The 25,429-nt window shown below is 67.6% G+C and carries 27 protein-coding genes; 14 read left to right on the top strand and 13 right to left on the bottom strand.

Annotation, left to right across the window (positions count from 1 at the left end; all coding sequences use genetic code 11):
* Positions 1-5 precede the first annotated feature (5 nt).
* Genes LGM71_RS26890 through LGM71_RS26870 form a run of 5 tightly spaced genes read right to left on the bottom strand, consistent with a single transcriptional unit; the run spans position 6 to position 5,154 of the window.
* Positions 6-1,046: a zinc-dependent alcohol dehydrogenase family protein gene (locus LGM71_RS26890; RefSeq protein WP_124901624.1), complete on the bottom strand. Its 1,041-nt coding sequence runs from the start codon at positions 1,044-1,046 to the stop codon at positions 6-8.
* Positions 1,043-2,074: a bifunctional enoyl-CoA hydratase/phosphate acetyltransferase gene (locus LGM71_RS26885; protein ID WP_226117462.1), complete on the bottom strand. Its 1,032-nt coding sequence runs from the start codon at positions 2,072-2,074 to the stop codon at positions 1,043-1,045. Before LGM71_RS26885 ends, LGM71_RS26890 begins: the two co-directional genes overlap by 4 nt.
* On the bottom strand, positions 2,071-3,891 hold the full coding sequence (locus LGM71_RS26880; protein WP_226117460.1) for a PHA/PHB synthase family protein: 1,821 nt from the start codon (positions 3,889-3,891) through the stop codon (positions 2,071-2,073). Before LGM71_RS26880 ends, LGM71_RS26885 begins: the two co-directional genes overlap by 4 nt.
* A complete protein-coding gene (locus LGM71_RS26875) occupies positions 3,888-4,634 on the bottom strand; it encodes a beta-ketoacyl-ACP reductase (RefSeq protein WP_226117458.1) in 747 nt (248 codons plus the stop codon). The genes LGM71_RS26880 and LGM71_RS26875 overlap by 4 nt, the downstream gene beginning before the upstream one ends.
* On the bottom strand, positions 4,624-5,154 hold the full coding sequence (locus LGM71_RS26870; RefSeq protein ID WP_226117456.1) for a hypothetical protein: 531 nt from the start codon (positions 5,152-5,154) through the stop codon (positions 4,624-4,626). Before LGM71_RS26870 ends, LGM71_RS26875 begins: the two co-directional genes overlap by 11 nt.
* 190 nt (positions 5,155-5,344) lie before the next feature.
* Between LGM71_RS26870 and LGM71_RS26865 the strand changes: the two genes are divergently transcribed.
* The 4 genes from LGM71_RS26865 to LGM71_RS26850 all read left to right on the top strand — a co-directional run bounded on the left by LGM71_RS26865 (position 5,345) and on the right by LGM71_RS26850 (position 8,795).
* Complete coding sequence (locus LGM71_RS26865) at positions 5,345-6,184, top strand: universal stress protein (RefSeq protein ID WP_059602684.1); 840 nt, start codon at positions 5,345-5,347, stop codon at positions 6,182-6,184.
* A gap of 8 nt (positions 6,185-6,192) precedes the next feature.
* Positions 6,193-7,392, top strand: a complete 1,200-nt coding sequence (locus tag LGM71_RS26860; RefSeq protein WP_124625281.1) for an acetate/propionate family kinase — start codon at positions 6,193-6,195, stop codon at positions 7,390-7,392.
* A 69-nt stretch (positions 7,393-7,461) separates the two neighbouring features.
* Positions 7,462-7,965, top strand: a complete 504-nt coding sequence (locus LGM71_RS26855) for a universal stress protein (RefSeq protein ID WP_124901619.1) — start codon at positions 7,462-7,464, stop codon at positions 7,963-7,965.
* Positions 7,962-8,795 carry a universal stress protein gene (locus tag LGM71_RS26850; protein WP_124625288.1) on the top strand — a complete coding sequence of 278 codons (834 nt, stop codon included), beginning with the start codon at positions 7,962-7,964 and terminating at the stop codon, positions 8,793-8,795. The genes LGM71_RS26855 and LGM71_RS26850 overlap by 4 nt, the downstream gene beginning before the upstream one ends.
* A gap of 54 nt (positions 8,796-8,849) precedes the next feature.
* On the opposite strand, the gene LGM71_RS26845 is transcribed toward LGM71_RS26850, so the two are convergent.
* Positions 8,850-9,320 (bottom strand): universal stress protein, encoded by a 471-nt coding sequence (locus LGM71_RS26845; RefSeq protein ID WP_226117454.1) that lies wholly within the window; start codon positions 9,318-9,320, stop codon positions 8,850-8,852.
* A gap of 248 nt (positions 9,321-9,568) precedes the next feature.
* Here LGM71_RS26845 and LGM71_RS26840 point away from each other — a divergent pair, with 248 nt between their 5' ends.
* From LGM71_RS26840 to fnr, 3 genes are all read left to right on the top strand, one after another.
* Entirely contained in the window at positions 9,569-11,563 is a 1,995-nt protein-coding gene (locus LGM71_RS26840) for a PAS domain S-box protein (protein ID WP_226117453.1), read from the top strand.
* On the top strand, positions 11,560-12,207 hold the full coding sequence (locus LGM71_RS26835; RefSeq protein ID WP_226117451.1) for a response regulator transcription factor: 648 nt from the start codon (positions 11,560-11,562) through the stop codon (positions 12,205-12,207). Before LGM71_RS26840 ends, LGM71_RS26835 begins: the two co-directional genes overlap by 4 nt.
* 385 nt (positions 12,208-12,592) lie before the next feature.
* On the top strand, positions 12,593-13,366 hold the full coding sequence (fnr, locus tag LGM71_RS26830) for a fumarate/nitrate reduction transcriptional regulator Fnr (protein ID WP_124901615.1): 774 nt from the start codon (positions 12,593-12,595) through the stop codon (positions 13,364-13,366).
* 25 nt (positions 13,367-13,391) lie between these two features.
* Here fnr and LGM71_RS26825 read toward each other — a convergent pair whose 3' ends face one another.
* On the bottom strand, positions 13,392-14,381 hold the full coding sequence (locus LGM71_RS26825; RefSeq protein ID WP_124901614.1) for a zinc-dependent alcohol dehydrogenase family protein: 990 nt from the start codon (positions 14,379-14,381) through the stop codon (positions 13,392-13,394).
* Between the two features lie 173 nt (positions 14,382-14,554).
* Between LGM71_RS26825 and LGM71_RS26820 the strand changes: the two genes are divergently transcribed.
* From LGM71_RS26820 to LGM71_RS26800, 5 genes are all read left to right on the top strand, one after another.
* Positions 14,555-15,562 carry an Acg family FMN-binding oxidoreductase gene (locus LGM71_RS26820; protein WP_226117449.1) on the top strand — a complete coding sequence of 336 codons (1,008 nt, stop codon included), beginning with the start codon at positions 14,555-14,557 and terminating at the stop codon, positions 15,560-15,562.
* Positions 15,563-15,581: 19 nt separating this feature from the next.
* On the top strand, positions 15,582-15,926 hold the full coding sequence (locus LGM71_RS26815; RefSeq protein ID WP_059602656.1) for a c-type cytochrome: 345 nt from the start codon (positions 15,582-15,584) through the stop codon (positions 15,924-15,926).
* 22 nt (positions 15,927-15,948) lie between these two features.
* On the top strand, positions 15,949-16,977 hold the full coding sequence (locus tag LGM71_RS26810; RefSeq protein WP_226117447.1) for an LOG family protein: 1,029 nt from the start codon (positions 15,949-15,951) through the stop codon (positions 16,975-16,977).
* Between the two features lie 174 nt (positions 16,978-17,151).
* On the top strand, positions 17,152-17,352 hold the full coding sequence (locus LGM71_RS26805; protein WP_226117513.1) for a hypothetical protein: 201 nt from the start codon (positions 17,152-17,154) through the stop codon (positions 17,350-17,352).
* 153 nt (positions 17,353-17,505) lie between these two features.
* Positions 17,506-19,263 carry a SulP family inorganic anion transporter gene (locus LGM71_RS26800; protein ID WP_226117445.1) on the top strand — a complete coding sequence of 586 codons (1,758 nt, stop codon included), beginning with the start codon at positions 17,506-17,508 and terminating at the stop codon, positions 19,261-19,263.
* Between the two features lie 83 nt (positions 19,264-19,346).
* On the opposite strand, the gene LGM71_RS26795 is transcribed toward LGM71_RS26800, so the two are convergent.
* Positions 19,347-19,586: a hypothetical protein gene (locus LGM71_RS26795; RefSeq protein ID WP_226117443.1), complete on the bottom strand. Its 240-nt coding sequence runs from the start codon at positions 19,584-19,586 to the stop codon at positions 19,347-19,349.
* A 48-nt stretch (positions 19,587-19,634) separates the two neighbouring features.
* A complete protein-coding gene (locus tag LGM71_RS26790) occupies positions 19,635-20,285 on the bottom strand; it encodes a BON domain-containing protein (RefSeq protein ID WP_174907461.1) in 651 nt (216 codons plus the stop codon).
* A 230-nt stretch (positions 20,286-20,515) separates the two neighbouring features.
* Here LGM71_RS26790 and LGM71_RS26785 point away from each other — a divergent pair, with 230 nt between their 5' ends.
* Complete coding sequence (locus LGM71_RS26785) at positions 20,516-21,181, top strand: nitroreductase family protein (RefSeq protein WP_059602637.1); 666 nt, start codon at positions 20,516-20,518, stop codon at positions 21,179-21,181.
* Positions 21,182-21,291: 110 nt separating this feature from the next.
* On the opposite strand, the gene LGM71_RS26780 is transcribed toward LGM71_RS26785, so the two are convergent.
* The 4 genes from LGM71_RS26780 to LGM71_RS26765 all read right to left on the bottom strand — a co-directional run bounded on the left by LGM71_RS26780 (position 21,292) and on the right by LGM71_RS26765 (position 23,384).
* Positions 21,292-21,726: an Hsp20/alpha crystallin family protein gene (locus tag LGM71_RS26780; RefSeq protein WP_059602634.1), complete on the bottom strand. Its 435-nt coding sequence runs from the start codon at positions 21,724-21,726 to the stop codon at positions 21,292-21,294.
* Positions 21,727-21,903: 177 nt separating this feature from the next.
* Positions 21,904-22,179 (bottom strand): DUF1488 domain-containing protein, encoded by a 276-nt coding sequence (locus LGM71_RS26775; protein WP_059602631.1) that lies wholly within the window; start codon positions 22,177-22,179, stop codon positions 21,904-21,906.
* Between the two features lie 31 nt (positions 22,180-22,210).
* Positions 22,211-22,681 (bottom strand): universal stress protein, encoded by a 471-nt coding sequence (locus LGM71_RS26770; protein WP_059602627.1) that lies wholly within the window; start codon positions 22,679-22,681, stop codon positions 22,211-22,213.
* A 202-nt stretch (positions 22,682-22,883) separates the two neighbouring features.
* Complete coding sequence (locus LGM71_RS26765) at positions 22,884-23,384, bottom strand: hypothetical protein (RefSeq protein ID WP_226117441.1); 501 nt, start codon at positions 23,382-23,384, stop codon at positions 22,884-22,886.
* 403 nt (positions 23,385-23,787) lie between these two features.
* Here LGM71_RS26765 and LGM71_RS26760 point away from each other — a divergent pair, with 403 nt between their 5' ends.
* Positions 23,788-25,392, top strand: a complete 1,605-nt coding sequence (locus LGM71_RS26760; RefSeq protein WP_226117439.1) for an AAA family ATPase — start codon at positions 23,788-23,790, stop codon at positions 25,390-25,392.
* Positions 25,393-25,429: the final 37 nt, after the last annotated feature.

The following is a 25,429-nucleotide window of genomic DNA, read 5'->3' as shown; positions in this document are numbered from 1 at the left end:
GGCAATCAGCCGACTTCGATGATGACCTTCAACGCATGGGTTTGCGCGGCGCGCCCGAACGTGTCGTACGCGCGTTCCACGTCGTCGAGCGAGAACCGGTGCGTGATCAGGCGCGCCGGATCGAGGCGTCCGGCGCCCACGGTTTTAAGCAGCATCGGCGTGCTGACCGTGTCGACGAGCCGCGTCGTGATCGAGATGTTGCGATCCCACAGCTTCTCGAGGTGCAGGTCGGCCTTGACACCGTGCACGCCGACGTTCGCGACGACCCCGCCGGGCGCCACGAGCGACGTGCACATCTCGAACGTCGCCGGAATGCCGACCGCTTCGATCGCGCAATCCACGCCCACGCCGTCGGTCAGCTTCATGACTTCCGCCACCGGGTCGCCGCCGCTGCCGTCGAAGCAGTCGGTCGCGCCGAAACGCCGTGCAACCTCGAGCCGGTTGCTGTCCGGATCGATCATGATGACCCGCGCGGGCGAATAGAACTGCGCGGTCAGCAACGCGGCCAGCCCGATCGGCCCCGCGCCGACGATCGCGACCGAGCAGCCCGGCTGCACCTTGCCGTTCAGCACGCCGCATTCGAATCCGGTCGGCAGGATGTCGGACAGCATCACGAGCGCGTCCTCGTCCGAACCGGCCGGAATCCGGTACAGGCTGGTCGGCGCATGCGGGATGCGCACGAACTCGGCCTGCGTGCCGTCGATCCGGTTGCCGAGTATCCAGCCGCCGGTCGTGCAATGCGAATACAGTCCGCGACGGCAATACTCGCAGCGGCCGCACGACGAGATGCACGAAATCAGCACGTGATCGCCCGGCTTCAACGAATCAACCGCGGCGCCGACCTGCTCGACGATACCGACGCCTTCATGACCGAGAATGCGGCCCGGTTCGCACGTCGGCACGTCGCCCTTGAGAATGTGCAGATCGGTGCCGCAGATCGTCGTGCGCGTCACGCGGACGATCGCGTCGGTGGGCGACTGCAGTTCCGGCTTGGGCCGCCGTTCGAGCGCCTTGCGCCCTGGGCCGTGGTAAACGAGTGCTTTCATCGCGATTCCTCCATCGAAAGGGGGGCCTGTTCAGGCATGGGGGCGGCGTCAGGCCGGACCTGTGCCAGCAACACCGCGAGCGCACACGATGCGATCCGGACGGCGACGCCGTCGGCGCGGCTCGTCAGCACGATCGGCACGCGCGCGCCCACGACGACGCCCGCGTTGGCGGCACCGCCCAGGTATTCGAGCTGTTTCGCGAGCATGTTGCCCGCTTCGATATCGGGCACGACCAGGATGTCGGCACGGCCGGCAACCGGCGAGTCGATCCCCTTCTCGCGCGCGGCCCGCAGCGATATCGCGTTGTCGAACGCGAGCGGGCCGTCGACGATCGCCCCCGTGATCTGCCCGCGCTCGGCCATCTTCGCCAGCGCCGCCGCGTCGAGCGTCGAGCGCATCGCCGGATTGACGGTCTCGACCGCGCACAGCACGGCCACGCGCGGGCATGCAACGCCCAGCGCATGCGCGACGTCGATCGCGTTCTGCGTGATGGCCGCCTTCTGCGCGAGATCCGGTGCGATATTGACGGCCGCGTCGGTCAGCAGGAACGGGCGCGGATAGGCGGGCGCCTCGATCAGGAAACAGTGAGACATGCGCTTGTCCGTGCGCAGGCCCGATTCCGCGGCGACGACCGCGCCCATCAGCTCGTCGGTATGCAGGCTGCCCTTCATCAGCGCGCCGACGCGGCCCGACTTCGCGAGCTCCACCGCCCGAGCCGCCGCCGCGTGGCTGTGCGGCACGTCCTCGATCGTCCATTTCGACAGATCGACGCCCGCCTCGTCCGCCACGCGCAACACCTTCGCACGCGGCGCGACGATCAGCGGCTCGATCGACGCGCCCAACGGCGACGCATTGATCGCGGCAAGCGCGACGAGACTGGCCGTGTCGCACGGATGCACGACGGCCACCGTCAGCGGCGGCGCGTGGCGCGCACGCTCGATCAGTTCGGGAAGTTCGCCGTCCGCGCGCGGCAACAGCCCGGGCAGGCACGCGCCGACGGACACATCCGGATGCAGGTTCATGTTCATGTCTCGAGCACGTAGGTGCCGGGTGCGGCGCCGAACCCGGCGGCCGGCACCCGCGCCGGCACGTCGCCGGACGAATGCGCGCGCAACCAGTCGCGCCAGCATGTCCACCACGATCCGTCGACCGCGGGTGTTTCGCTCACGAAGTCGTGCCGGCTGCGGTAAGGCGCGCCGGGCGCGCGCGTCGCGCAGCGATAGTGGCGCCCCGGATGCCCGGGCTCGGACACGATGCCGGCATTGTGGCCGCCGGAGGTCAGCACGAACGTCAGCGCGTGGTGCGTGAGCAGATGCAGCTTGTAGACGGAATGCCAGGGCGACACGTGATCGCGTTCGGTTCCGACCACGAACGTCGGCACGTCGATATCCGACAGCGCGACCGGTCGCCCGTCGACGCAGTAGCGGCCGGCCGCGAGATCGTTGTCGAGAAAGAGCCGCGTCAGGTATTCCGTATGCATCCGATACGGCATGCGCGTGGTGTCCTCGTTCCACGACATCAGGTCATTCGGCTTGGTGCGCGTGCCGAGCAGGTATTCGCTCATCATGCGCGACCAGATCAGGTCGCGCGCGTTCAGCAGCTGGAACGCGGCGGACATCTGCGCGCCGTCCAGGTAGCCCTGCCGCCACATCAGCGCATCGAGCGCGGACAGTTCGCTCGCGTCGATGAAGAGGCCGAGTTCGCCGGGTTCGCTGAAATCGGTCTGGGCCGCCAGCAACGTGACGGACCGCAATGCGTCGTGCTGCCGCCCGTCGCGCGCGAGCGCCGCCGCAGCGATCGCCAGCAGCGTGCCGCCGAGGCAGTAGCCGACCGCGTGGACGGCTTCGCCGCAGATCGACCGGACGGCGTCGAGCGCCGCCATGCACCCGTCACGCAGATAATCGTCGAGCCCGAGCTCGCGCGCCTCCGCGCCAGGATTGCGCCACGACACGGCAAACACCGTGTGGCCGGCATCGACCAGGAAGCGGATCAGCGAATCGTGCGGCTGCAGGTCGAGGATGTAGTACTTCATGATCCACGACGGCACGATCAGGATCGGCTCGCGTGCCACGGTGGGCGTCGTCGGGTCGTATTGCAGCAGCTCGCACAGCGCGTTGCGCCACACGACGCGGCCCGGCGTGATCGCCACGTCGCGCCCCGGCAAATAGCTGCGAGTGTCGCGGGCCCGCGTGCCGCTCGTGCGATCGAGCAGTGCATTCGCGTCGTCCAGCCAGTTCCGGAAGCCTGCCGCGAGATTCGCGCCGCCGCTGCGCATCGTCGCGTCGAGCACGACCGGGTTGGTCGCCAGGAAATTGCCCGGCGAGCACGCGTCGAGCCACTGTCGCGCGATGAATCCGACCAGTTCCTCGTGGTGCCGTTCGACACCCGGCACGCCGCGTGTCGCGTCGCGCCACCAGCGCTGGATCGACAGGAAGACGTCGCGATACGCGCAAAACGGCCATCCGGCCCACGCGGGCGCGGCGAAGCGCGGGTCGGCCTGCCCGGCGTGCACGGCCAGACCGGTCGTGTCGGACTCGTCGGCCTCGCCCTCGCCCCGGCTTGCGGCCGGTGCAGCGGCAGCCAGCCACGCCTGCGTCGCGAGCTCGAAGCATTTTCCCGGCGACACGGCCAGATGCGCGCCCCAGTCGAGCATGGCCAGCGCCATCGACGCGGGCGACAGCCCGAAGGTCATCGCGGCCACGTTCGCATGCGCGGCGCGGTTCCATTGTTCGGCGGGCGACGTGCGGACCGGCGTGCATTCGGCCGCGCGCGACGCCGGTTCGCTCGTACCCGTTGGCCGCATCGATTCGTGCTCGATCGGCAAGTGCATGACGGATGCTTTCATCGCATGTGCATGCCGCCGTTGACGTCGAATTCCGCGCCCGTCGCGAAAGCCCCCGCGTCGGAACACAGGAAGGCGACGAGCTCGGCGATTTCGTCAGGATTGCCAAGGCGGCCGACCGGAATCTGCGGCAGGATCTTCGTGTCGAGCACTTCCTTCGGCACCGTCTCGAGCATCGCGGTCGCCAGATAGCCAGGCGCAACCGTGTTGACCGTGACGCCGTGGCGCGCGAGCTCGAGCGCCAGCGCCTTCGTGAAGCCATGGATGCCAGCCTTCGCGGCCGCGTAGTTCGCCTGCCCGTATGCGCCGCGCGAACCGTTCACCGAGCCGATGTTCACGATCCGCCCGAAGCCGGCCTCGATCATCCCCGGCACGAACGGCTTCGTCATGTTGAACATGCCGTCGAGGTTGGTGCGCAGCACCGCATCCCACATGCTCTTGGTCATCTTCACGAAGGTGGCGTCGTGCGTGATCCCGGCGTTGTTGACGAGCACGTCGACGCGCCCGAACTCGGCCAGCACGCGGGCCCCGCAATGCTGGCACGAATCGTAGTCGGCGACGTCGACCTCGAACGCGTGGAACGTCCTGCCCGCCTCGCGTTCGTGCGTGAGCCACGTCGCGACGTGGTCGTTGCCTTCGGTGTGCGACACCGCCACCGTCATGCCGGCATCGTGCAGGCGACGGCTGATCGCGGCGCCGAGCCCGCCCATGCCTCCCGTGACGAACGCGACACGTTCAGCGCGCATGGCCGTTCTCCCGTGCGCCAGCCATGCCGTTCAGGCGGCGGGGGGCACCCGGCGCCGCGCCGGCCTCGTCCTCGATCCCGTGTTCCAGTGCCGTCATCCAGTCTGCCCACGGCATGCTGGCTTCGTTGACCACGGCCAGTCGTTCCAGATCGGGCAACCAGTCGGTCTGATAACGCGACAGCGCGCCTGCGCCGAATTCGCGCGCCCAGGTACGCCATGCGCCGGCGCTCTCGTATTGCGCTCGCATGCACAGCTCGGTCGCATCCTGCCAGATCGCGACGCTCGCGATCGCGTAGTCGCGCATCACCTGCCGGGCCGCCTCGCCGAAGGCCGTCCACTCCTTCGTGTCCGCAAGCGCCTGCTGCAGATGACGAACCGCGTCGCGGTCGCGCTCGATGCGCCGCCCTGCCAGCGCATGCCATTCATGCTGCCAGTCGCGGTTCTGCGCGACCATGCGCAACGCGAGATCGCAGCCCGCGCGGCAAACGTCATTCGGTGTCGTCAAAGCGTACGTACTCATCGGCTTTCCTCTTTCGATCCGGTCAATGGGTTGGCATTCCGCCACATGCCGCCTGCCCGGGATCGGCATCGCGACCGCTTCACTGTGCGGGCATCGCGCAAGGGGGCCGTTGATCTGAGTCAAGTACGCGGAAACCCTGCTCCGTAGACTGGATTGCACTGGCGGTTCCCCCGTCGATGGAGCGATCCCGATGAGCTACAAGAGCATAGTCGTGCACCTCGATTCGAGCGCCCGCGCGCATTCGCGGCTCGAGCTCGCGTTGCGTCTCGCCCGGCGCTTCGGTGCGCATCTGACCGGCCTGTACGCGGTCTACACACCGGAACCGCATTCGTTCTACGTGATGGCCGGGTCCGCCGATTACTTCCGTGAACACCGCGAACAGCGCGACGAACGGCTCGCCGCGCTGGAACGCCTGTTCCATGCGGAGACGGCCCGCGCGAAAGTGCAGGCCGCCTGGGTGCGTGCCGACGATCGCGCCAACCTAGCCGTGCCGCGCGCCGCACGCCTGGCCGACCTCGTGATCGCGGGCCAGAGCGACCCGAACGATCCCGAGACCTTCATCGACGACCAGTTTCCTGAAAACCTCGTGTTGTCCGCCGGTCGCCCGGTGCTGTTCGTGCCGTACACCGGCGAATTCCCGTCGATCGGCGAACGGGTGTTCGTCGCGTGGGACGGCAGCCGGGAAGCGGCCCGCGCCGCGCAGGACGCGATTCCCTTTCTCGAACACGCGAAGCGCACGACGGTCGCCGCCGTGATCGACGGCAATTCGGAAGCGGCAACCACGCGTATTCCGGCCGCCGACGCCGCGCTGATGCTGGCGCGCCATGCACGCGACGTGAACGTGCTCGATATCGATGCCGGCGCCGGCTCGGCGATCGGCGACACGTTGCTGTCGCGCGCTTATGAAACGGGTTCCGACCTGCTGGTGATGGGCGCCTACGGCCATCCGCGCTGGCGCGAGCTGGTGATGGGCGGCGCCACGCGCACTGTGCTGGCGTCGATGACGCTGCCAGTGCTGATGTCGCACTGAGCCGGCCGATGCGTACGCTCGCACTGCTCGTCGTGAATGCCGGTTCGTCGAGCGTCAAGTTCTCGATCTTCGCGTATCCGCCGCACGGCGATCCCGTGCGGCAGCCGTTGCACGGCGGCGAAGCGGTCGCGGCCGGCAACAGCGTGTCGATCCGGTTCGATGCCGATTCGGACGGTTCGCTACCGCTTGTCGGTGGCGATCCCTACCGCGCCGTGCTCGCGCAGATCGCGATGTGGATTCGCGTACGGTTGCCGCACATCACGCTGGGTGCGATCGCACATCGCGTCGTACACGGCGGCGCGCGATACGTGGAGCCGATGATCGTCGACGGTGAAGCGCTGGACGCGCTGCGCACCCTGACGCCGCTGGCACCCTTGCATCAGCCGCACAGCCTGGATGCGATCGACGCGCTGCGCGACGCGTTTCCGGACGTCCCGCAGATCGCCGTGTTCGACACCGCGTTTCATCGCACGCTGCCGCGCGTCGAGCAGCTGCTGCCGTTGCCGCATGCGTGGTTCGACCAGGGTGTGCGCCGCTACGGATTCCATGGGCTGTCGTACGAATACCTGTCCATCGCGCTCGCCGAATCGTTCGGCGCACGTGCGCATGGCCGCGTGATCGCCGCCCATCTCGGCAGCGGCGCGAGCCTGTGCGCGCTGCGCGACTGCCGCAGCGTCGCGACGACCATGGGCTTCTCCGCGCTCGACGGATTGATGATGAGCACCCGCTGCGGGACGCTCGACCCTGGCGTCGTCCTCCATCTGCTCGAGGTCGGCAAGCTGTCCGGCGACGCACTGGGACACCTGCTGTATCACGAGTCGGGGCTCAAGGGCGTGTCGGGGGCATCCGGCGATCCGCGCGTGCTGCTCGCTTGCGAAGCGGCCGGCGACGAGCAGGCCCGCGACGCGCTGGCGCTGTACGTCCATCGCATCGTGCGCGAAACCGGCGCGCTGACCGCGCTGCTGGGCGGCCTCGACATGCTGGTCTTCACCGCCGGCATCGGCGAACACTCGGCGGAACTGCGCGAGCGGATCTGCGCGTCGCTCGGGTGGCTCGGCATCGCGCTCGACGCGCGCGCGAATGCCGCCCACGCGCATGTCGTGTCGTCCGCGTCGAGCGCGGTCACCGTGGTCGTCGAGCCGACCAACGAAGCGTGGGTCGCGGCGCGCGCCGCGGTGCGCGTGCTGCGCGGCAACCGCGACGGTTGATCCAGATCAGCGCGATCGGCGTGCGCGCGCCGATGATGATTGCATCAACATCCGTTCAGGGGAATCGTCATGTACTCGAACATTCTGGTTGCGCTCGACGGCAGTGATACGTCGTCCCGCGCACTCGACGCCGCGCTGAACCTCGCGTCGGAGACGGGTGCACGGCTGACCCCCGTCTATGTCGTCGATTTCCTGGTGCCGGCCTACGACACGTACGGATACGACCCGTCGATCCTGATCGATGCATTCCGCGAGGAAGGACTGCGCGTCACGGAAGACGCGGCGAAACGCATGAAAGCGCGCGACGTGGCCGGCACGCCGAGGATCTCCAATGTCGCGCCGGCGGGTGAAGACGTCGCGCAACACATCGTCGGTCTCGCCGGCGAGATCAACGCCGACCTGATCGTGATGGGCACGCACGGCCGGCGCGGTTTCCAGCGCCTCTTCCTCGGCAGCGTGGCCGAGCGCGTGCTGCGTCAGGCCAGGTGCCCGGTCCTGATGATTCCGGCGAGCAGCGCGGCGAAGGCGTCCGCCGAGACCACCGCGGCATCAACCGAAAAGGAGCCGTCATGAGCTACAAGACCCTGCTCGTTCATCTCGACGACAGCGAGCGCTGTGCGACGCGCGTCGACCTCGCCCTCGAACTCGCGGGACGCTGGAACGCCCATCTGATCGGCCTCTACGTGGTTTGCCAGGACCTCTTCGAGCCGTTGCGACGGCCCGACGAACCGCTGAAGCTGGCGGTCTACGAACGCCTGTGCGACCAGCGGCGCAAGGACGCGGAAGAAAGGTTCCTGATCGCCGCCGAACGCGCCGGGCGCAGCGTCGAATGGCAAGCGCCGACCGGCAACGTCACCGAGGCCGCGGTCCTGCATGCGCGCCACGCCGATCTGCTGGTGCTCGGCCAGGAGAACCCCGACGACCGCATGACCTACGTCGCACGGCATTTCGTCGAGGACGTCGTGATGGGCAGCGGGCGCCCGGCGCTCGTCGTGCCCTACGCGGGCGACGTGCGCACGCTCGGCGAGAACGTGCTGATCGGCTGGGACGGCGGGCGCGAGGCCGCGCGCGCGATGGCCGACGCACTGCCGCTGCTCACCCGCGCGCGCTTCGTCAACGTCGAGACGGTCGCCCGCGGGCAACCCGATCCGGACAAGACGCCGGCGGGTGTCGACGTCGCCGCGTATCTCGAACGGCACGGCATTCGCGCGTCGTTCTCGACCACGCCGCGCGAACGGTCGGTGAGCGTGGGTGCGACGCTGCTGAACCGGGCGACCGACCTGCACGCGGATCTGCTGGTGATGGGCCTGTACAGCCATGCCCGCATGCACGAACGCGTGCTGGGCGGCGCGACGCGCACGATCCTCGAGACGATGACGGTGCCGGTCCTGCTGTCTCACTGAGCGAACCAAAACGGGGTCAGCCACTCGCGGCTGCCCCGTTTCCTGCTCCGACCGTCACAACATGCTGGCGCAGGCGCCCGGCCCCTCCCGTACGACCAGCACCGGCCGATTTGCGATTCGCACCAGCGATTCGGCGACGCTGCCGAGCAACGCACGGCGCACGCCGCGCCGGCCATGCGTGCCCATCACGATCAGATCCGCATCGCATTCGTCGGCGGCTCGCGCCAGCACGTCCGAGATGTCCTCTCCGCACGCGTCGATCGTTTGCGCGATGCCACGCACGCCGGACAGCTGGAACGCGGTTTCCGCGTCCGAGACCGCGATAGCGGCCTTGTCCGCGTCCAGTCCTGCCGGATCGCGCTGGTCGATATAGCCGCTGTCGACGTCGGCCAGCCGCGGCGCATCCGATACCACGCACATGGCGATGACCAGGCTACCCGAATCGCGGGCGAGCGAAATCGCCTCGTCGAGCGCGAGCCGCGCACTGCGGCTGCCGTCGAGTGCCACAAAGATCCTTTGGTACATGGTGCCTCCCTGCCGCCGTCCGGGTTCGACCGGTTCGTGAAACCAGTCTGATCCCGGCGGGCGCCTTTCCGTTGACGCGGGTCAAGCACGCACGTTGCCGCCCGTACGAATCGGTCCCGATTGGCGAACGTCAGGAAAACGCGCACAATCCGGGGCGATATCGCAGTTGCGGCCCGCCCCGCTGTTCGTGCCTCGCGTCCGGCCCGCCGCCAGCCAGCCACCGACGAAGTCCGTCAGGATCAACGGCAATGACAACGAATTCGCCCCCCTCCAGGGCCGGGCCGGCGTCGCACCGGACTCGGCCCGCGCGATATGCAGCCATGGCCGCGCTACTGACGCTGGCGCTTGGCCTGACTGCAACGTTTGCGGCGTCCCGGGTACTGCAGAACGGGGCACAGCACGTCGCCCAGGCGAGGTTCGAGCAAACCGCGATACTCGCGACGGCCGACCTTCGGCGCACCCTCCTCGGCGCGGCTGCCGTATTGCGCAGCGCGCGCGGCTTTGCGTCAACCCTGCCCGCGCCGCAATCCGGGGCTGCGTGGCGCCGCTATCTCGCCAGTCTGAATCTGGACGGATTGCAGTCGCCCGTCCGCAGCCTCGGGAGAATCGAGCCGAGCGCGGCGGAGGACAATCAGGCGACCCGGCAGGCGCTGCAGCGCACGGCGGAAACCGGCAGGGTCGCGCTCGCCGCGAACGCGATCCAGGACAGCACGGATTCAATGATTGCCCGGACGGACCTGACGCTGTACCTGCCGATTTATGGGAACACTCAAGATATCGCTTCGTCCGGGCCGCAGCACGCGACGGCCACCGGGTACGTTTTTGCGGCGCTGAATCCGGATCGCCTCGTCGATTCGTCCGTTCTCGACCGCTTGCACCTGGAAATCACGGCCGACAATCCGGCCGCGCCGGTGTACTCCGGAGGCGTCGGGGTCGGCGACTCGACTGCCGCACGCGACATGCTCCAGCGAACCGATTCGCTGACGTTCGGCGGCACGCCGCTCTCGCTGCGCTACAGCGCGCCGCGCGCCGACACGTCCGGCTTCATGATGGCCGTCCTGCTGGCCGGCACCGCGCTCTCGCTGACGCTGGCCGCGCTCGTGCAGCAGGTCGTCGCGAAGCGAGGGCTCGCCGCTCTACCCGCCGGCGACAGCCAACCCACCGAGGCGCGGATGATGGGCATCATCCGGTCGTCGATGGAGGCCATCATCACCGTCGACGAAAGCCAGACGATCGTGATCTTCAACCCGGCAGCCGAACGCGTGTTCGGCGTCTCCGCGATGGAGGCGGTCGGCGCGCCGCTGTCCCGCTTCATCCCCGAGCGCTTCCGCGCCGCGCATGCGCGACACGTCGAGCAATTCGGCGTGACGGGCGTGTCGGAGCGCCAGATGGGGCGGCAGCGCGTGCTGTTCGGCTTGCGCGCCGACGGCACCGAGTTTCCGATCGAGGCGTCGATCTCGCAGATTCGCGACGGCACCGGCAAGCTATACACGGTCATGCTGCGCGACGTGACCGAGCGCATGCGCGCGGAAAATGCCCTCAAGCAGTCACGCGAGGAACTGCGCGACCTGTCCGCCAACCTGCAGAACGTGCGCGAGGAAGAGAAGACGCGCATCGCCCGCGAGTTGCACGACGACCTCGGCCAGCAACTCACCGCGCTCAAGATGGATCTTTCGGCCGTCGAGCTGGGGCTCGGTGGTGTTGTCGCCCCCAATACCGATGTGCGCGAGCAGTTGGGCGGCATGCATCGCCTGATCGATTCGATCGTTGCGTCCGTGCGGCGCATCGCGGCCGATCTGCGGCCGGTGATGCTCGACGACCTGGGCCTCGTCCCGGCGATCGAATGGCTTGCAAACGATTTCACGCGCCGCTACCGGATCGCGGTCGACCGAGACATCGCGCCCGTCGATACCGCGTTCACGGGCACCGGCGCGACCACGCTGTTCCGCATCGTGCAGGAGGCGCTGACCAACGTCGCGCGGCACTCGGACGCCACGAACGTGAAGCTGGCATTGAAAGTGGAAGACGGATATTGCATGCTGCGCATCGCGGACAACGGTCACGGCGCGCCGGAGCACACCCGCGATGCGCAGGAACGCCCGTCGTTCGGCCTGATCGGCATCCGCGAGCGCGCGCACATGCTCGACGGGACGGTGACGATCGACAACCGGCCAGGCGCGGGATTCACGATCACCGTGGCGCTGCCGCTTCACGCCATCCAGCAAGGAGATGTGCTGTCATGATCAGGGTACTCATCGCCGACGACCACGCACTCGTCAGGGAGGGTCTTCGACACATCCTGCAGAGCGCGAACGGTTTCGAGGTCGTCGGGGAAGCGCACGACGGTGCCTCGACGATCGCGCTCATGCGCGACACGGACGCCGACGTGCTGGTGCTCGACCTGTCGATGCCCGGTCGCAACGGTGTCGAACTCATCAAGCAGGTCAAGGACGAGAAGCCGGGATTGCATATCCTCGTGCTGACGATGCATGCCGAACAGCAATATGCGGTGCGTGCGTTCCGGGCGGGCGCCTCGGGCTACATGACCAAGGAAAGTGCCAGCGCCGAACTGGTCGCTGCATTGAGCAAGATCGCGGCCGGCGGCGTCTACGTCAGCCTGACCATGGCCGAGCAGTTCGCGCAGAGTCTGAACGAGCCGACCGATCTCCTGCCGCACCAGCGCCTGTCCGACCGCGAGTTCGACGTCTTCCGGCGCGTCACCATCGGCGAGTCGATTTCCGAAATCGCGCAGGCGCTCTGCGTCAGCGTCAAGACCGTCAGCACGTACAAGACGCGGATCCTCGAGAAGATGCAGATGCCGAACGACACGGCACTCGTGCGCTACGCGATGCGCCACAAGCTGTTCGAGGACCCGGACGACCTCTGACGGCGGCATCCGGCATGGCCGCGCCCCGGTCTTGATGCCCCGAAAGTCTCGCTGACGACGGCCATGCGGGCGCGGCGACGCTCGCGACAAGTTGCCGCGCCTTTGTAGGAACCCCCCTACAAGACTTCCATCTCACCTACGCCAACTTCAATTCCGGCTGATTTTCTTGACGTTGCGCAACATCCATACTGCACATCAAGAAAAGCGAACACACGTGCCTCCCGGAGCCAAGGCCGCATCATCGACGAGACCGGCATATCGGTCTCCCGGCGCGTCCGGTGGGGTTTTCCCGACAGGAAGGCGGCAGAGACCAAGGCCGCCGGTACAACGGTCAGCGCACCCCGCCCGACGGCGAGCCGCCGCTGCCCCCGAACTGGAGCCGATCATGCAGAGCAGTGCAGAAGTCTTGACGACCATGCCGTTACGCCCGTTCATCCCGCTGCACGCCGTCGAACCGACGGATCAGCCCAAGCGCGCCGCGTCCCGTTGTTCGACGTGTGCATTGCGTACCGTCTGCCTGCCGCCCGATCTTTCGCCCGACGATTTCGTGCGCGTCGACGCGATGATCTGCACGACGCGCCACGTCAGGCGCGGCGAAACGCTGTTCCGCGCGGGCGACGCATTCAACAGCATTTATGCAGTGAGAACCGGATCGTTCAAGACCATCGTGATGCATCGCGACGGCGACGAGCAGATCACCGGCTTTCAGATCGTCGGCGAATCGCTCGGGCTGGATGGCGTGCACACCGGGCACCACAACGGCGACGCGATCGCGCTCGAGGACAGCACGGTCTGCATCATCCCGTTCGGCCAGCTCGAGCAGATGTGCCGTGAAGTGCGGCCCATGCAGCACCACGTGTATCAAATGATGAGCGGCGAGATCGTGCGCGAATCCTCCCAGATGCTGCTGCTCGGCACGATGAGTGCCGAGCAGCGGGTGGCCGCGTTCCTGCTGAATCTTTCCGCGCGCTTCAAGGCGCGCGGCTACTCGGCCGCGGAATTCGTGCTGCGGATGACGCGCGACGAAATCGGCGAATATCTCGGCATGAAGCTCGAAACGGTCAGCCGCATGCTGTCGAAGTTCCAGCACAAGGGGCTCCTCGCAGCGCAAGGCAAGCAGATCCGGATCGTCGATTCGGACGGCCTGCGGCAGATCTGAGCGCGCCGCGAAGCCGTCGAGGCGATCAACCGCGCATGCCCAGCACGGCGGCGCCCGATACGCGCCCGCCGCGCAGGTCGTCGAGTGCGCGGTTCGCATCCGTCAGCGCGTAGCGCACCGCCTCGACCCGCAGCGGCATCGCGGCGGCGATCCGCATGAATTCGACTGCGTCCGCACGCGTCAGATTGGCCACCGATGCGATGCGGCGCTCGCCCCACAGCCACGCGTACGGAAAGCCCGGGATGTCGCTCATGTGAATGCCGCCGCACACGACGATCCCGCCTTTGTCGACCGCGCGCAGCGCGGCCGGCACCAGCGCGCCCACCGGCGCGAAAATCAGCGCGGCATCGAGCGGCTCCGGCGGCGCTTCGTCGCTGCCGCCGGCCCACGCGGCACCCAGCGACAGCGCGAGCTGCTGCGCCGCCATGTCCCCGGGCTTCGTCAGCGCGAACACCTTGCGTCCTTCGAAATGCGCGACCTGCGCGACGAGATGGGCCGCCGCCCCGAAACCGTAGATGCCGATGCGGCGTGCGCCGCCCGCCATGCGCAAGGTTCGATAACCGATCAGGCCGGCGCACAGGAGCGGCGCCGCCTCCAGATCGGAATAGCGTTGCGGCAGATGCACGCAATAGCGGTGATCGGCGACCGCGCACTCGGCATAACCGCCGTCGATCGTATAGCCGGTGAATCCGGGGCTGTCGCACAGGTTCTCGCGGCCGGACGTGCAGTACGCGCAATGCCCGCACGTCGACCCTAGCCAGGGAACGCCTACCCGGTCGCCCACGGCGAAGGCCGTCACGCCTTCGCCCAGTCGGCGCACCGTTCCGACGATTTCGTGCCCTGGAATCAGCGGCAGCTTCGGGTGCGCGAGCTCGCCGTCGACGACGTGCAGATCGGTCCGGCACACGCCGCACGCATGTACGTCGATCAGCAGCTGGCCCGCCGCGGGCGACGGATCCGGCACGCGCGCTTCGCGCAAATGCGGTGTCGTGCCATCAAACATCATCGCAAGCATGCTCGCCTCCCTGCGCGACCGGTTTCGCGCGCTTCGCTTCCCAAGCGTAGTCGTCGGGGACCGCCTGCGTTGGCCCCGATGAAGGGCGCTTGACGTGGGTCAACGGCCGCGGGACGGTTGCTGACACGATGAAGTGGCGTGACGCCGCCCGCGCGGCAACCTGGAGATGATCGATGATATCCGTTCCCCCGCTTGCCGCAAGCGCCCGTCCCGAGCATCAGTTGAGGGAGTTGCTGGGCTATGCGGTGCTGGCTCCGTCCAGCCACAATTCCCAGCCGTGGCGCTTCCTGGTCAACGGCGCCACGATTTCCTTGTGCGCGGATCGCGTTCGCGCGTTGCCCGTGGTCGATCCGTTCGATCGCGAACTGATCATCAGCTGCGGCGCGGCGTTGCTCAACCTGCGTGTCGCACTCGATCACGCCGGGCTCGCCCACACGATCAGCACGTTCCCTTCCGAAGTCGACCCCGATCTCCTTGCGACGGTCCGGATCTGCGACGACGGCTATTCCGATGCGTCCCTCGGCGCGCTGTTCGATGCGATTCCTGACCGCGTCACGACGCGCGCCCCTTTCGAATCGACGGCCGTGCCGGACGAAATCCAGCAAGCGTTGATCGCGGCCGGTGTCGCGGAAGGCGCCGATGTCGCGTGCGTCGACTCGATCGCGCATCGCGCACGCGTCGCGGAGCTGGTCGCCGAGGCCGACCGTCAGCAGTTCGCGGACCCGCGCTTCAGGCGGGAGCTGGCGAGCTGGATCGATCCGCGCCGGCACGTCGACGGCATGCCGGCATTCGCGGCTGGCGTGCCGACGTTGCTGGACTTCGCCGCGCCCGTCGTGACAATGGCGGTACGGACCTTCGATCTCGGCAACGGGCTGGCCGCGCTGCATCACCAGCTCGTCGGCGCATCACCGTTGATCGTGTGCATCGCGACCGTGCGCGACGATCGCGAAGCGTGGCTCGCCGCCGGCCAGGCGCTGGAGCGCATCCTGCTCGTTGCGACGCGCGCGGGCTATACCGCGTCGTACCTGAACCAGCCGATCGAGACGGCCGGATTGCGTGCCCATCTATGCCATATGCTCGGACTGCGCGGCCAGCCGCAGTTGCTGCTGCGCGTCGGGCGCGGTCCGCACACGCCGCATTCGCCGCGTCGCCCGCTCGACGAAGTGATCTCCTTCTCCTGATCTCGACGAGGAAACGAACATGAGCATCATGCGTTGCGCCGCCCTCTGCGCGATCGCCGTGACAACGGGCATGGCCGGCATGGCCGCCGCGCAGACGACCGTGCCCGAGCCGACCGAACTCGTCAACGCGCAGCACTGCATGTTCTGTCATACGCAGGACATGACGTTCCTCGGGCCGTCGTTTCACGAGATCGCCGAGCGGTACCGCGACGATCCGCACGCCGCCGCGGAACTGGAGAGCAAGCTGCGCGTCGGCGGTCGTATGCATTGGGGCGACACGCCGATGCCGTCGGCCATCGATCGCGGCGGGCCGCTGTCTGCCGACGACGCGCACCGGCTCGTGCAATGGGTGCTGAGCCAGTGACCGTCGCACGGCGCTTCCGTTGATGTCGACCACCGTCAAACGCGCTCCGGCCGGCATGGCAAAAGGCAACGCACGCCGCCGTCCCGCCCCCGTCGCGACCATCGCGAAGGCGCCTGGCAAACGGCTACGCACGAGGCCCGATGCCGTCGTCCGCAAGGATGGCATCCAGCGCATCTCACGCCGCGCGCGGCGCACCGCCAAAATCCCGAACCGCACCCGGGCCAACGACGATGCGACCGTTCTGGAAGGCTCCGGCATGCGCGGTATCCGGCTGCAATTCGATTACTGGAAGGCCGAGGAGCGGCTGCAGAACGAGCGGATCGGCCATGCGGTCGTGATTTATGGCAGCACGCGTATCGTCGCGCCGTCGGTCGCCAACGCGCGGCTGGACGAAGCGAATCGCCTGCTCGCGGAGCGTCCGTACGACCCGAGCCGGCGGCGCGCCGTCGCGATCGCCAGCCGGCTCGTCGAATACGGCGTGTATTACCGCGTCGCGCGCGAGTTCGGGCGCATCGTCGCCCATGCCGACCGGTGCACGCGCACCGCGCGGCTGGCCATCGTCACCGGCGGCGGCCCCGGCATCATGGAAGCCGCCAACCGCGGCGCCTACGAGCGCGGCGCCCCGAGCATCGGCTTCAATATCGAGCTGCCGCGCGAGCAGGCGCCGAATCCGTACATCACGCCGGATCTCTGCTTCCGGTTTCACTATTTCGCGATCCGCAAGCTGCACCTGCTCGAGCGCGCGAAAGCGGCCGTCTTCTTCCCTGGCGGCTATGGCACGTTCGACGAGCTGTTCGAGGTGCTGACCCTGCTGCAGACGCGCAAGATCGCGCCGCTGCCGGTCGTCCTCGTCGGCGAGGCGTACTGGCGCCGCGCGGTCGACCTGGCGTTTCTCGCGGACGAAGGGATGATCGACCGCCGCGATCTGGAACTGTTCACGTATTGCGAATCCGCCGCGGCGATCTGGCACGCGATCGGAAGCTGGTATGCGCGGCGTCGGGAACGCGCGCCGGCACGCTGCAAGGCGTCTGCGAAGACCCGCGCAGTGTAGGAATCCGCCGACGACGCGGGCGTGTTTCCTACCGCGACTTCAGGGCCGGCTGATTGAATCGGGGGTGCGCGGCAACGATACTGAAACTACGGATACCGGCCGACCGGCACACCGATCGCACAACAACCTGGGAGAGACGTCATGTCACACGCCGACTATCGTTCCGATTCGGAGATGCGGGCCGCCACATCTGACACGTCCGACACAGCCGCGCTCGACACGGTGGCACTCGTCGCGCTCGCTCGAGACGCCGGCATGCTCGTGATACTCGACGGGCAGATCGGGCGCGAGCGGTACGAAAGCGTGACGGGATCGATCGCCACACTGGCCCGCTTCGCCCAGGCGCTGCAGCTTTCCACGCTCAAGGTGGCGTGATGCGCGGCGTCGTGGCGTCGTGCCTCGGCCTCCGTCGCCGCTGCGACGGTCCCTGTTGCTGCGCGGTTTCACGCGTCTATTCGGGGGCGGCCACATTCCGATGAACGTCTGGCTGTCGGGGCAAGGCACCCCTTTCGTCCCGACCTTTCCGCGATGAACCGCGCGTTATCCGGACGGATCACCCGCATGCTCCCGGGTGTAGCGCTGCTCGCGCACTATCGTCGTGCGTGGCTTTCGCGCGACCTGTACGCGGGGATCGCGCTTTCGGCCGTCCTGGTGCCGGTCGGCATGAGCTATGCGCAGGCAGCCGGGCTGCCCGCCATCACGGGCCTCTATGCGTCGATTGCTGCATTGCTCGCCTATGCGCTGCTCGGCCCGAGCCGGATTCTCGTTCTCGGCCCGGATTCCGCGCTGGCGGCGCTGATCGCGGGTGCCATCGTCCCGCTTGCCGCCCATGATCCGCAGCGCGCGATCGCGCTTTCCGGCGCGCTGGCGCTGTCGGCCGGCGCGATCTGCATCCTGCTCGGCGCGCTCGGTCTCGGCTTCGTCACCGATCTGCTGTCGCGCCCGATCCAGTACGGTTACCTCAACGGCATCGCCATCGCGCTCGTGGTCGGGCGGCTGCCCGAACTGTTCAGCATGCCGGTGTCGGGCAGCGACGTGTTTTCCAGCGTGCCGCACATCGTGCATGCCTTCGTCGACGGTCGTTTTTCCACCGCTGCCGGTTTGCTCGGCGTCGCGGTGCTGGCGACCATCATCCTGATCAAACGCGTGACGCCGCGCTGGCCCGGCATATTGATCGCCGTGCTGGCGGCAACGCTCGCCGCTCGCCTGCCGTCGTTGCACGGCGTCGCCACGGTCGGCGCGTTGCCGGCCGGCATGCCCACCCCGCACCTGCCGGCCGTCTCGCTTGCCGACGTGGGCGCACTTGCGTCCGGCGCGATCGCCGTCGCACTGGTGTCATTCGCCGACATCAGCATGCTGTCGCGCGCGCTTTCCGCACGGGCAGGCGATGCGCCGGACCGCAACCAGGAGCTGATCGCACTGGGCGCGGCCAATCTGCTCGCCGGCGTGACGCAGGGCTGCGCGGTCAGCAGCAGCGCGTCCCGCACACCGGTCGCGATCGCCGCGGGCGCGCAAAGCCAGGTCACGAATGTCGTCGCGGCCGCGTGCATCGCGATTCTGCTCGTTGCCGCGCCGATGCTGCTCACGTTCGTCCCCCGTACGGCGCTGGCCGCTGTCGTGATCTATGCGGCGTTCGGCATCGCCGACGTGCGCAGCGTCGTGCGGCTATACCGGATGCGCCGTGGCGAATGTCTGATTTCGATGCTGTGTTTCGCCGGCGTGATCGGCATGGGCGTCGTACCCGGCATCCTGCTCGCCAGCGCGCTGTCGCTGCTGTCATTCGTCTGGCGGGCCTGGCATCCGTACGACGCGTTGCTGGGCCGGCTGACGGGCGTGCGCGGCTATCACGACGTCGCGCGGCATCCGGACGCGGTGCAAACGCCCGGGCTCGTGCTGTTCCGCTGGGATGCCCCACTCTTCTATGCGAACGTCGAGATCTTCTGCGAGCATCTGCTCACGGCGATCGCGCGAGCGGCGGATCCGGTCACGCGAGTCGTGGTCGCCGCCGAGCCCGTCACCGACATCGACGTCAGCGCCGCGGATCGGCTCGTGGCACTGCACGCGGAACTCGGGGAACGCGGCATCGCGATGAATTTCGCGGAGATGAAGGGGCCGGTGAAGGACCGCCTGCGCGCCTACGGCCTGTTCGACGTGTTCGGTGAGGCCAGCTTCTTCCCGACCGTGACCGATGCGGTTGCCAGGCATGTTCGACGGCCGGAGCGACATACGCGTGGCTGCAAGAGAAAGCGCGCGCAGCGCCGGCGCGTCTCGCACAAGACGCGGTAGACGACTGCGGCGCAAATCGATGTGGCGCTCGCCGCATCGCGCGACGGGACCGACGCCTTCGTCGACCTGCCCCGCCCACCGGTTCAGAGCGTGAAGGTGTTCGACTTCTTCATCTCGATCCACGTCATCCCGGCTCGCAGCGCGTCGATCGCGGCTTCGCGCTCGGTTGCATGCGTCCTGCTGTGCGAGAACGTTCGCTCGCAAGCGCCGTCCGGCGATTTGAGCGTGACGTGGATCCGGCAATAAAAGCCGCCTGATTCGGCCGCGACCGTCTCGATCGCGACCGACCAGTCCGCTTCGTGAAGTTCACCCGAAAGTGTCATCCGACCGCCCTCCTGGCCCGCCGCGAATCGCACATCCGCCAGCGGGATTTACTCGACCACCAGATCATCGACGACGGCACGCACGCCGCGCGCCGACCACGCGGCACCGCGCACGGCCTTGCGCTCGGAAAACGAGCCGACCTTGCCGGACAGCCGCACGGTGCCGTCGTGCACGTCGATGGCGATGTGCTTCGCCTCGCGCTCCGCGTGACGCATGATCGCGCGCTTGATGTTCCCGCCGATGTCGTCCGCACCGACCGTCCCCTGTACCGCGATGTGGTCGGTCACGCCCGTCACGCTGCGCATCTGCGAGATCGTGCGCACGGCCAGGTGGCTCTGGTACGCCCAGTCGACCCTGCCGGACAACGTGATCCAGCCGCGTTCGACCTGCACCTTGACCGCATCGTCATGCAGACCGACCGTCCAGTGCAGCACCGAGCGCACCGCTTTCGCGATGTCCTCGTCGGTACGCACGTCGTCGTCCGGCAGATGCACGGTCATGTCGACGACGAGCGCCTTGACACCAGCCACGCGGTTCGCCGCGCGCTCGATCGCCAGTTTCTCCGCGTAGCTCGGCGGGTGCCCCGAAAGCGTCACGATCCGGTCGGTCACCTCGACGCCGATGCGTGTCGAATCGATCGACGGGTCGGACTCCAGTTCGTCCTGGACATCCTGCTTCAACTGCTTGTCGGTTTTCATCGTCTGCTCTCCTGTGAGCCACGGCGTGCCTGTCCGCCGCACCTAGCCAGATTTGCACATGTGCGGCGCCCGATCGCTGATGCAGGTCAACGGATGCCGCGCGCCGCACATCGTGGCCGGCCGGTGCACCACTTGACGGAAGTCAAGCCGCTACGGCCCGGCCGTCTTATCGTGAAATCGCCGATGCGCGCCGTTCCAGGCACGCGCAATCACGCTTCAAGGAGACTCGAATGACCGAACAGCAGCTGTTGACCTATTCGCCGGCGCCCGTGATGCAGCCGGCGTCGCCCGAGGGCGACTCGCCGGCGATCGTCGATCTGCCGCGCCCGATGCTCGACAACGACGTGCCGCTGATGGCGGCGCTCGCGACCCGAATGAGCACCCGCGAATTCGCCTCCACACCGCTCCCGCCGATGACGCTCGGCACGATGCTGTGGGCAGCGGACGGCATCAACCGCCCGGCGAGCGGCGGTCGTACCGCGCCGTCCGCGCACGCATTCAATGAAATCGACATCTATGTCGCGCTGCCGTACGGCGTCTATCGCTACGATGCGCCCGCGCATCGGCTGGTGCTGAAACACGCGGTCGATGCGCGCAACCTCACGGGCTATCAGGACTTCGTCGGCCGCGCGCCGCTGGATCTCGTCTACGTCGTCCGGACGGGCGCGATACTCGACATGCCGCCGCAGCAACGCGACGTGTTCTCGGCGATCGCGGCCGGCGCCATCGCACAGAACGTCTCGCTGTATTGCGCGGCGGCCGGCCTCGGAACGGTCGTGCGCGGCTGGATCAATCACCGCACGCTCGCCGACGCGCTGAGGCTGAACGAGGACGAGCTGCCGATCCTCGCGCAGACGGTCGGCTATCGGCCCTGCAGTACGCCATCGCATGCGTGAGGGTGAGGGCGAATGCTTGCGTTCCAACGAAACAGCGCGCGGATCGCTCCGCGCGCCGGGTTCTCCCGATGGGCGATGCGTGCCTGCATCGCCCGTTGCCCGTCGTCCGATCAGCTGATCGTGAGTTTCTTCTGCCCGACCTGCGCCTTCTTCGGCAGCGTCAGCGACAGCACGCCGTCCTGATACGTCGCCGTCGCGCTGGCGTCATCGATGTCGCCGGGCAGCGAGAACGTGCGGCTGATCGCACCGCTGTAGCGCTCGCGCCGGATCACGCGTTCGCCGTTCTTCTGTTCGGTGTTGCGCTCGATCTTCGCGTTGATCGATACGGTATTTCCCGTCACCTGGACGTCGATGTCGTCCTTTGCGACGCCGGGCAGTTCCGCGTTGACCGTATACGCCTTGTCGTTTTCGGAGACGTCGATCTTCATCGACGCAAGATCGGGCTCGTCTGCCAGTGCCATGCCGCGTAGCGGCCTGAACAGCCCCTGGAACAGATCGGACACGGGTTCCATCGAAAACGGATCGTAACGCGTCATGTTGCTCATGGTTCGTACTCCTCATACGGTGACATGCGACCGGCGCTTTCGTCCCGACAGCATCGGCCGCAATGAAGATCGGATGGCGCGACACCACATGCCGCGCATGGGACGAATGATCTTTCGAAATCCAGCGTACCCGCACGCCCCGGCACGCGCTTGATGCGCGTCAAGGGTGGCGGTCGATTACGTACAGAACCGGAAATGGCCGCTGTGGAGCAGGATCGGACGTCCGCCGATTTCCTCGAGCAGCCAGCGGGCAGTGCGCTCGATGGCGGGACGATGTCGCGCAAAGGCCTCGACGAGATCCTGCTCGCGAGGCGACGCCGCGCGGAAGTGGTCTTCCAGCGCGGCCGAGGTGATCGCGCAGCGCACGCGGCGACCTTCGACGAGCGCCGGAAAGCTCAGCGCGGAATCGAGGTCGCAATACGTCGGATGTTCGGAAGGAAACGATATCTGCATGATGATCACCTGCACAGGTGGCGCACTGGCCCTAGGCCGCGACCGTGGCGTGTGAGGTGTCCTCGCCGCGCACGAGCATGACCGCGCAACTCGATGCGCGAAGGAAGCGTTCGGCGACGCTGCCGAGCACCAGCCGCCGGACACCGCGTCGACCGTGCGTGCCGACCACGGCCAGATCGATCGAACGATCGACGACGTAGCGCTGCAGGCGCTCCGCGACGTCCTGACCCAGATCGGTCTCGATGATTTCCGTCTCGCCGTTGACTGCGGCGCGCGAGATCGTCCGGTCGGCGTCTCGCAAGATCGCGGCGCCATGGCGCCGGATCTCGTCGAGCAAGGCTTCCGGCTCCATGCGGCCGCCGTAGGCGAACAGCGTGGATTTGTCGACGACGAACACGGCAAACAGGCGGGCGCCGCATAACCTGGCCATCCTGAGGCCTTCGTCGAGCGCCTGATTCGCCGAAGGACTACCGTCCGTGGCGACCATGATATTCGTGTACATGCGAACCTCGCTGATGAAGCGACGCGCCGGCGGCGTCCGGATTCGTTTCCATCATCGGTGCTCGCCGCAAGCAGGCGTTGACCGAGGTCAACGGTTTGGAGCCGCGCCGAAACCGGCACGAGAAGAAACGGGCGCCGTTGGCCGGCATCCGGCCGACCGAGAGGCGAGACGCCGCATTGCCGACGGCTGACGGAATCTGTCGCTAGCCCGGCGGTTTCTCGTCTGACCGGAAGCCTTGCTCGATTTGAAGGATTTTCCTGGCGCACACGTCGTATTGCCATCCCGGGCCGCCGTTGCTGTCATACATGCCCTTGCACATCGCCTTGAGCCGGATCACCGAGCCGCCGCCCGATTCCGCGCGTGATGCCCACAGATAGACTTCTCCAGCCAGATACGGTTGCGCCGTTTCGATCCGGTCCGCACTGAATTGCGTGATTCGGGTTGACGAATGATCCTGGACGTAGCGCCGCGTGCGGCTCCACGCGCGGTCGCATTCGGACGGGGTCGAACACTGCAGCGATGCGGCCTGACGCATCGCAAGTAGCTGCGTCTCCGTCGACCTGAAGGTCGCGAGCCGGTCCGGTCCTGCACACGCACCCAGCGCAAGCAGCACGCCAACCATCAACATCCGTCGTTTCATCGCCAATGCCTCGCGAGGCCGTGAGTTCCGCTCGCAACGGAACGGCATGATCGCGCTCGACATCAAGCCGACCGCATCGCGACTGGCATGCGGCATTTCGCATGCAGTCACGCGCCACCATTGCGCAAGCGCTGAATTCAACTGTATTGCCACTCCGCCGAACGCGGTTGATGTGTGTCATCAGACGCGTTCGCGCGCGACGGACAGCGCATCATCGCGGCCGGTGTGGAGGCGGCGGGCGGCCGACGCAGGCCGCCCTCCCAGTCAGCCCTGCTTGACGGACATCAAGTCGAAACATGCGTGGGTCGGCTGCAATAGGGGGCGTCGAATCGGCAATCCTTGGCCGGTCAACCCGATCCAGTGACATCGAGCTGGCGAGAACCTGCCATGCCCGATGCTCGTTTCGAACCCACTCCAGCGGGTGCGGCAACCCGAACGCGCGCCCCGTATAACCGACCCGTTCATCATGCCCCGATCGCCGCATGTTCCGTTCGCGCTGAGTCGCGGAGATGCCCGACGAAAGTCGACGCAATTCGATCGCGCAATGCGCCGACCCGCCACCTATCCCCACCCCGCGGGCCGGATCGAGCGGATCGAAACCCATCTGTCCGTCGTTTATCTGGCCGGGCGCTACGCGTACAAGCGCATCAAGCCGGTGCACTTCGCCTTCGTCGATCTCATGCGGCCCGCACTGCGGCGCCGCTGCGCGCTCGCGGAGTGCACGCTCAATCGGCCGTTCGCCGGCCCGCTGTACCTGGGTGTCTGGCCGCTCATCTCGCACGGCCGGCGATGCGCGTTCGCTGCACCGGTGCCGACCGGCGGGCGCCGGCGTCGGCAGCAGACGGTGCCGGGCGAGTACGTGGTGCGCATGCGCCGGTTCGACGCGCGGGCGATGTTGTCGGTTCGCAGCGCATCGCACGACGACGGTCTGGCGGATGCGGACGCCCTCGCCGATACGCTGGCCCGCCATCATCTGCACGCGTCGCGCCGTGCGCCACGCGGCCGTGCCGGCAGCGCAGCGAGCGTCGCCGCCCAGTGCCGGCCCTTGCTCGACACGCTCGACGTCACCGTGCCGGACGAAGCCGCGCTGCGCGCCTGGTACGAAGCCGAACTGACCCGCATCGCACCGCTGCTCGCCGATCGGCATGCGCTCGGTTTCGTGCGCGCGTGCCATGGGGACCTGCATCTCGACAACATCGTATGCTGGCGGAACCGGATCCTGATGTTCGACTGCATCGAATTCGACGACACGCTGCGCTGGATCGACGTGGCGAGCGATCTTGCGTTCGCGCTGATGGATTTCTCCGCTCATGGACGTGCGGATTGTGCCCACCGCCTCCTTTCCGGCTGGCTGGCACGCACGGGCGACCATGCGGCACTGGGCGTGCTGCCGTGCTACTTCGTCTACCGTGCGCTGGTACGCGCGCTGACCGCCCGGCTGCGCGGTGACGAAGCGGCGCGCGCCGGCTACTTGCGCATTGCGTCGGCGATGGCCGATGCGCGACGCGAGGCGCAACCGGTGTTGCTCCTGTGTCACGGGGTTTCCGGCTCGGGCAAATCGGTGGCCAGCCGGGCGCTGGCCGCGCAACTCGGCGCCATAAGGTTGTCCAGCGACGTCGAGCGCAAGCGCCTGGCCGGTGCATCGACCGACACCCGCCTGTCCCCCGGCGCCTATTCGGACACGGCGATCGACGAGATTTACGAAAGACTGCTTTCGGAGGCGCGTGTGGTCCTCGACAGCGGCTACACGGCGATCGTCGACGCGACGTTCCTGCGCCAGCACAACCGTTCGGCGTTCGTCGCCCTCGCCGCACGGCTCGGCGTGCGCGTCGCAATGCTCGATTTCACCGCGAGTCCGGCAACGCTCACCGCGCGCGTCGCTGCCCGCGCGGCGCGCGGACGCGATGCCTCCGATGCCGACACCGCCGTGCTTGTCCGGCAGATCGGGCATGCCGACCCGCTCACCGAAGCCGAAGCCGCGATCGCGATTCGTTTCGACACTGATTGCGATGCCGCGGCGTACGAAAGCCCCGCGTTCTGGGCGCCGTTGCTCGCCACGCTGCGCACATGAGCGCGCGGGGCGCATGCCTCGGGCAAGCAGCCCGGCC

This window comes from Burkholderia sp. AU33545 (assembly GCF_020419685.1).
GTDB classification, from domain to species: domain Bacteria; phylum Pseudomonadota; class Gammaproteobacteria; order Burkholderiales; family Burkholderiaceae; genus Burkholderia; species Burkholderia diffusa.
The sequence above is the reverse complement of the archived record's forward strand: the minus strand, read 5'-3'. Positions and strand labels throughout refer to the sequence as shown.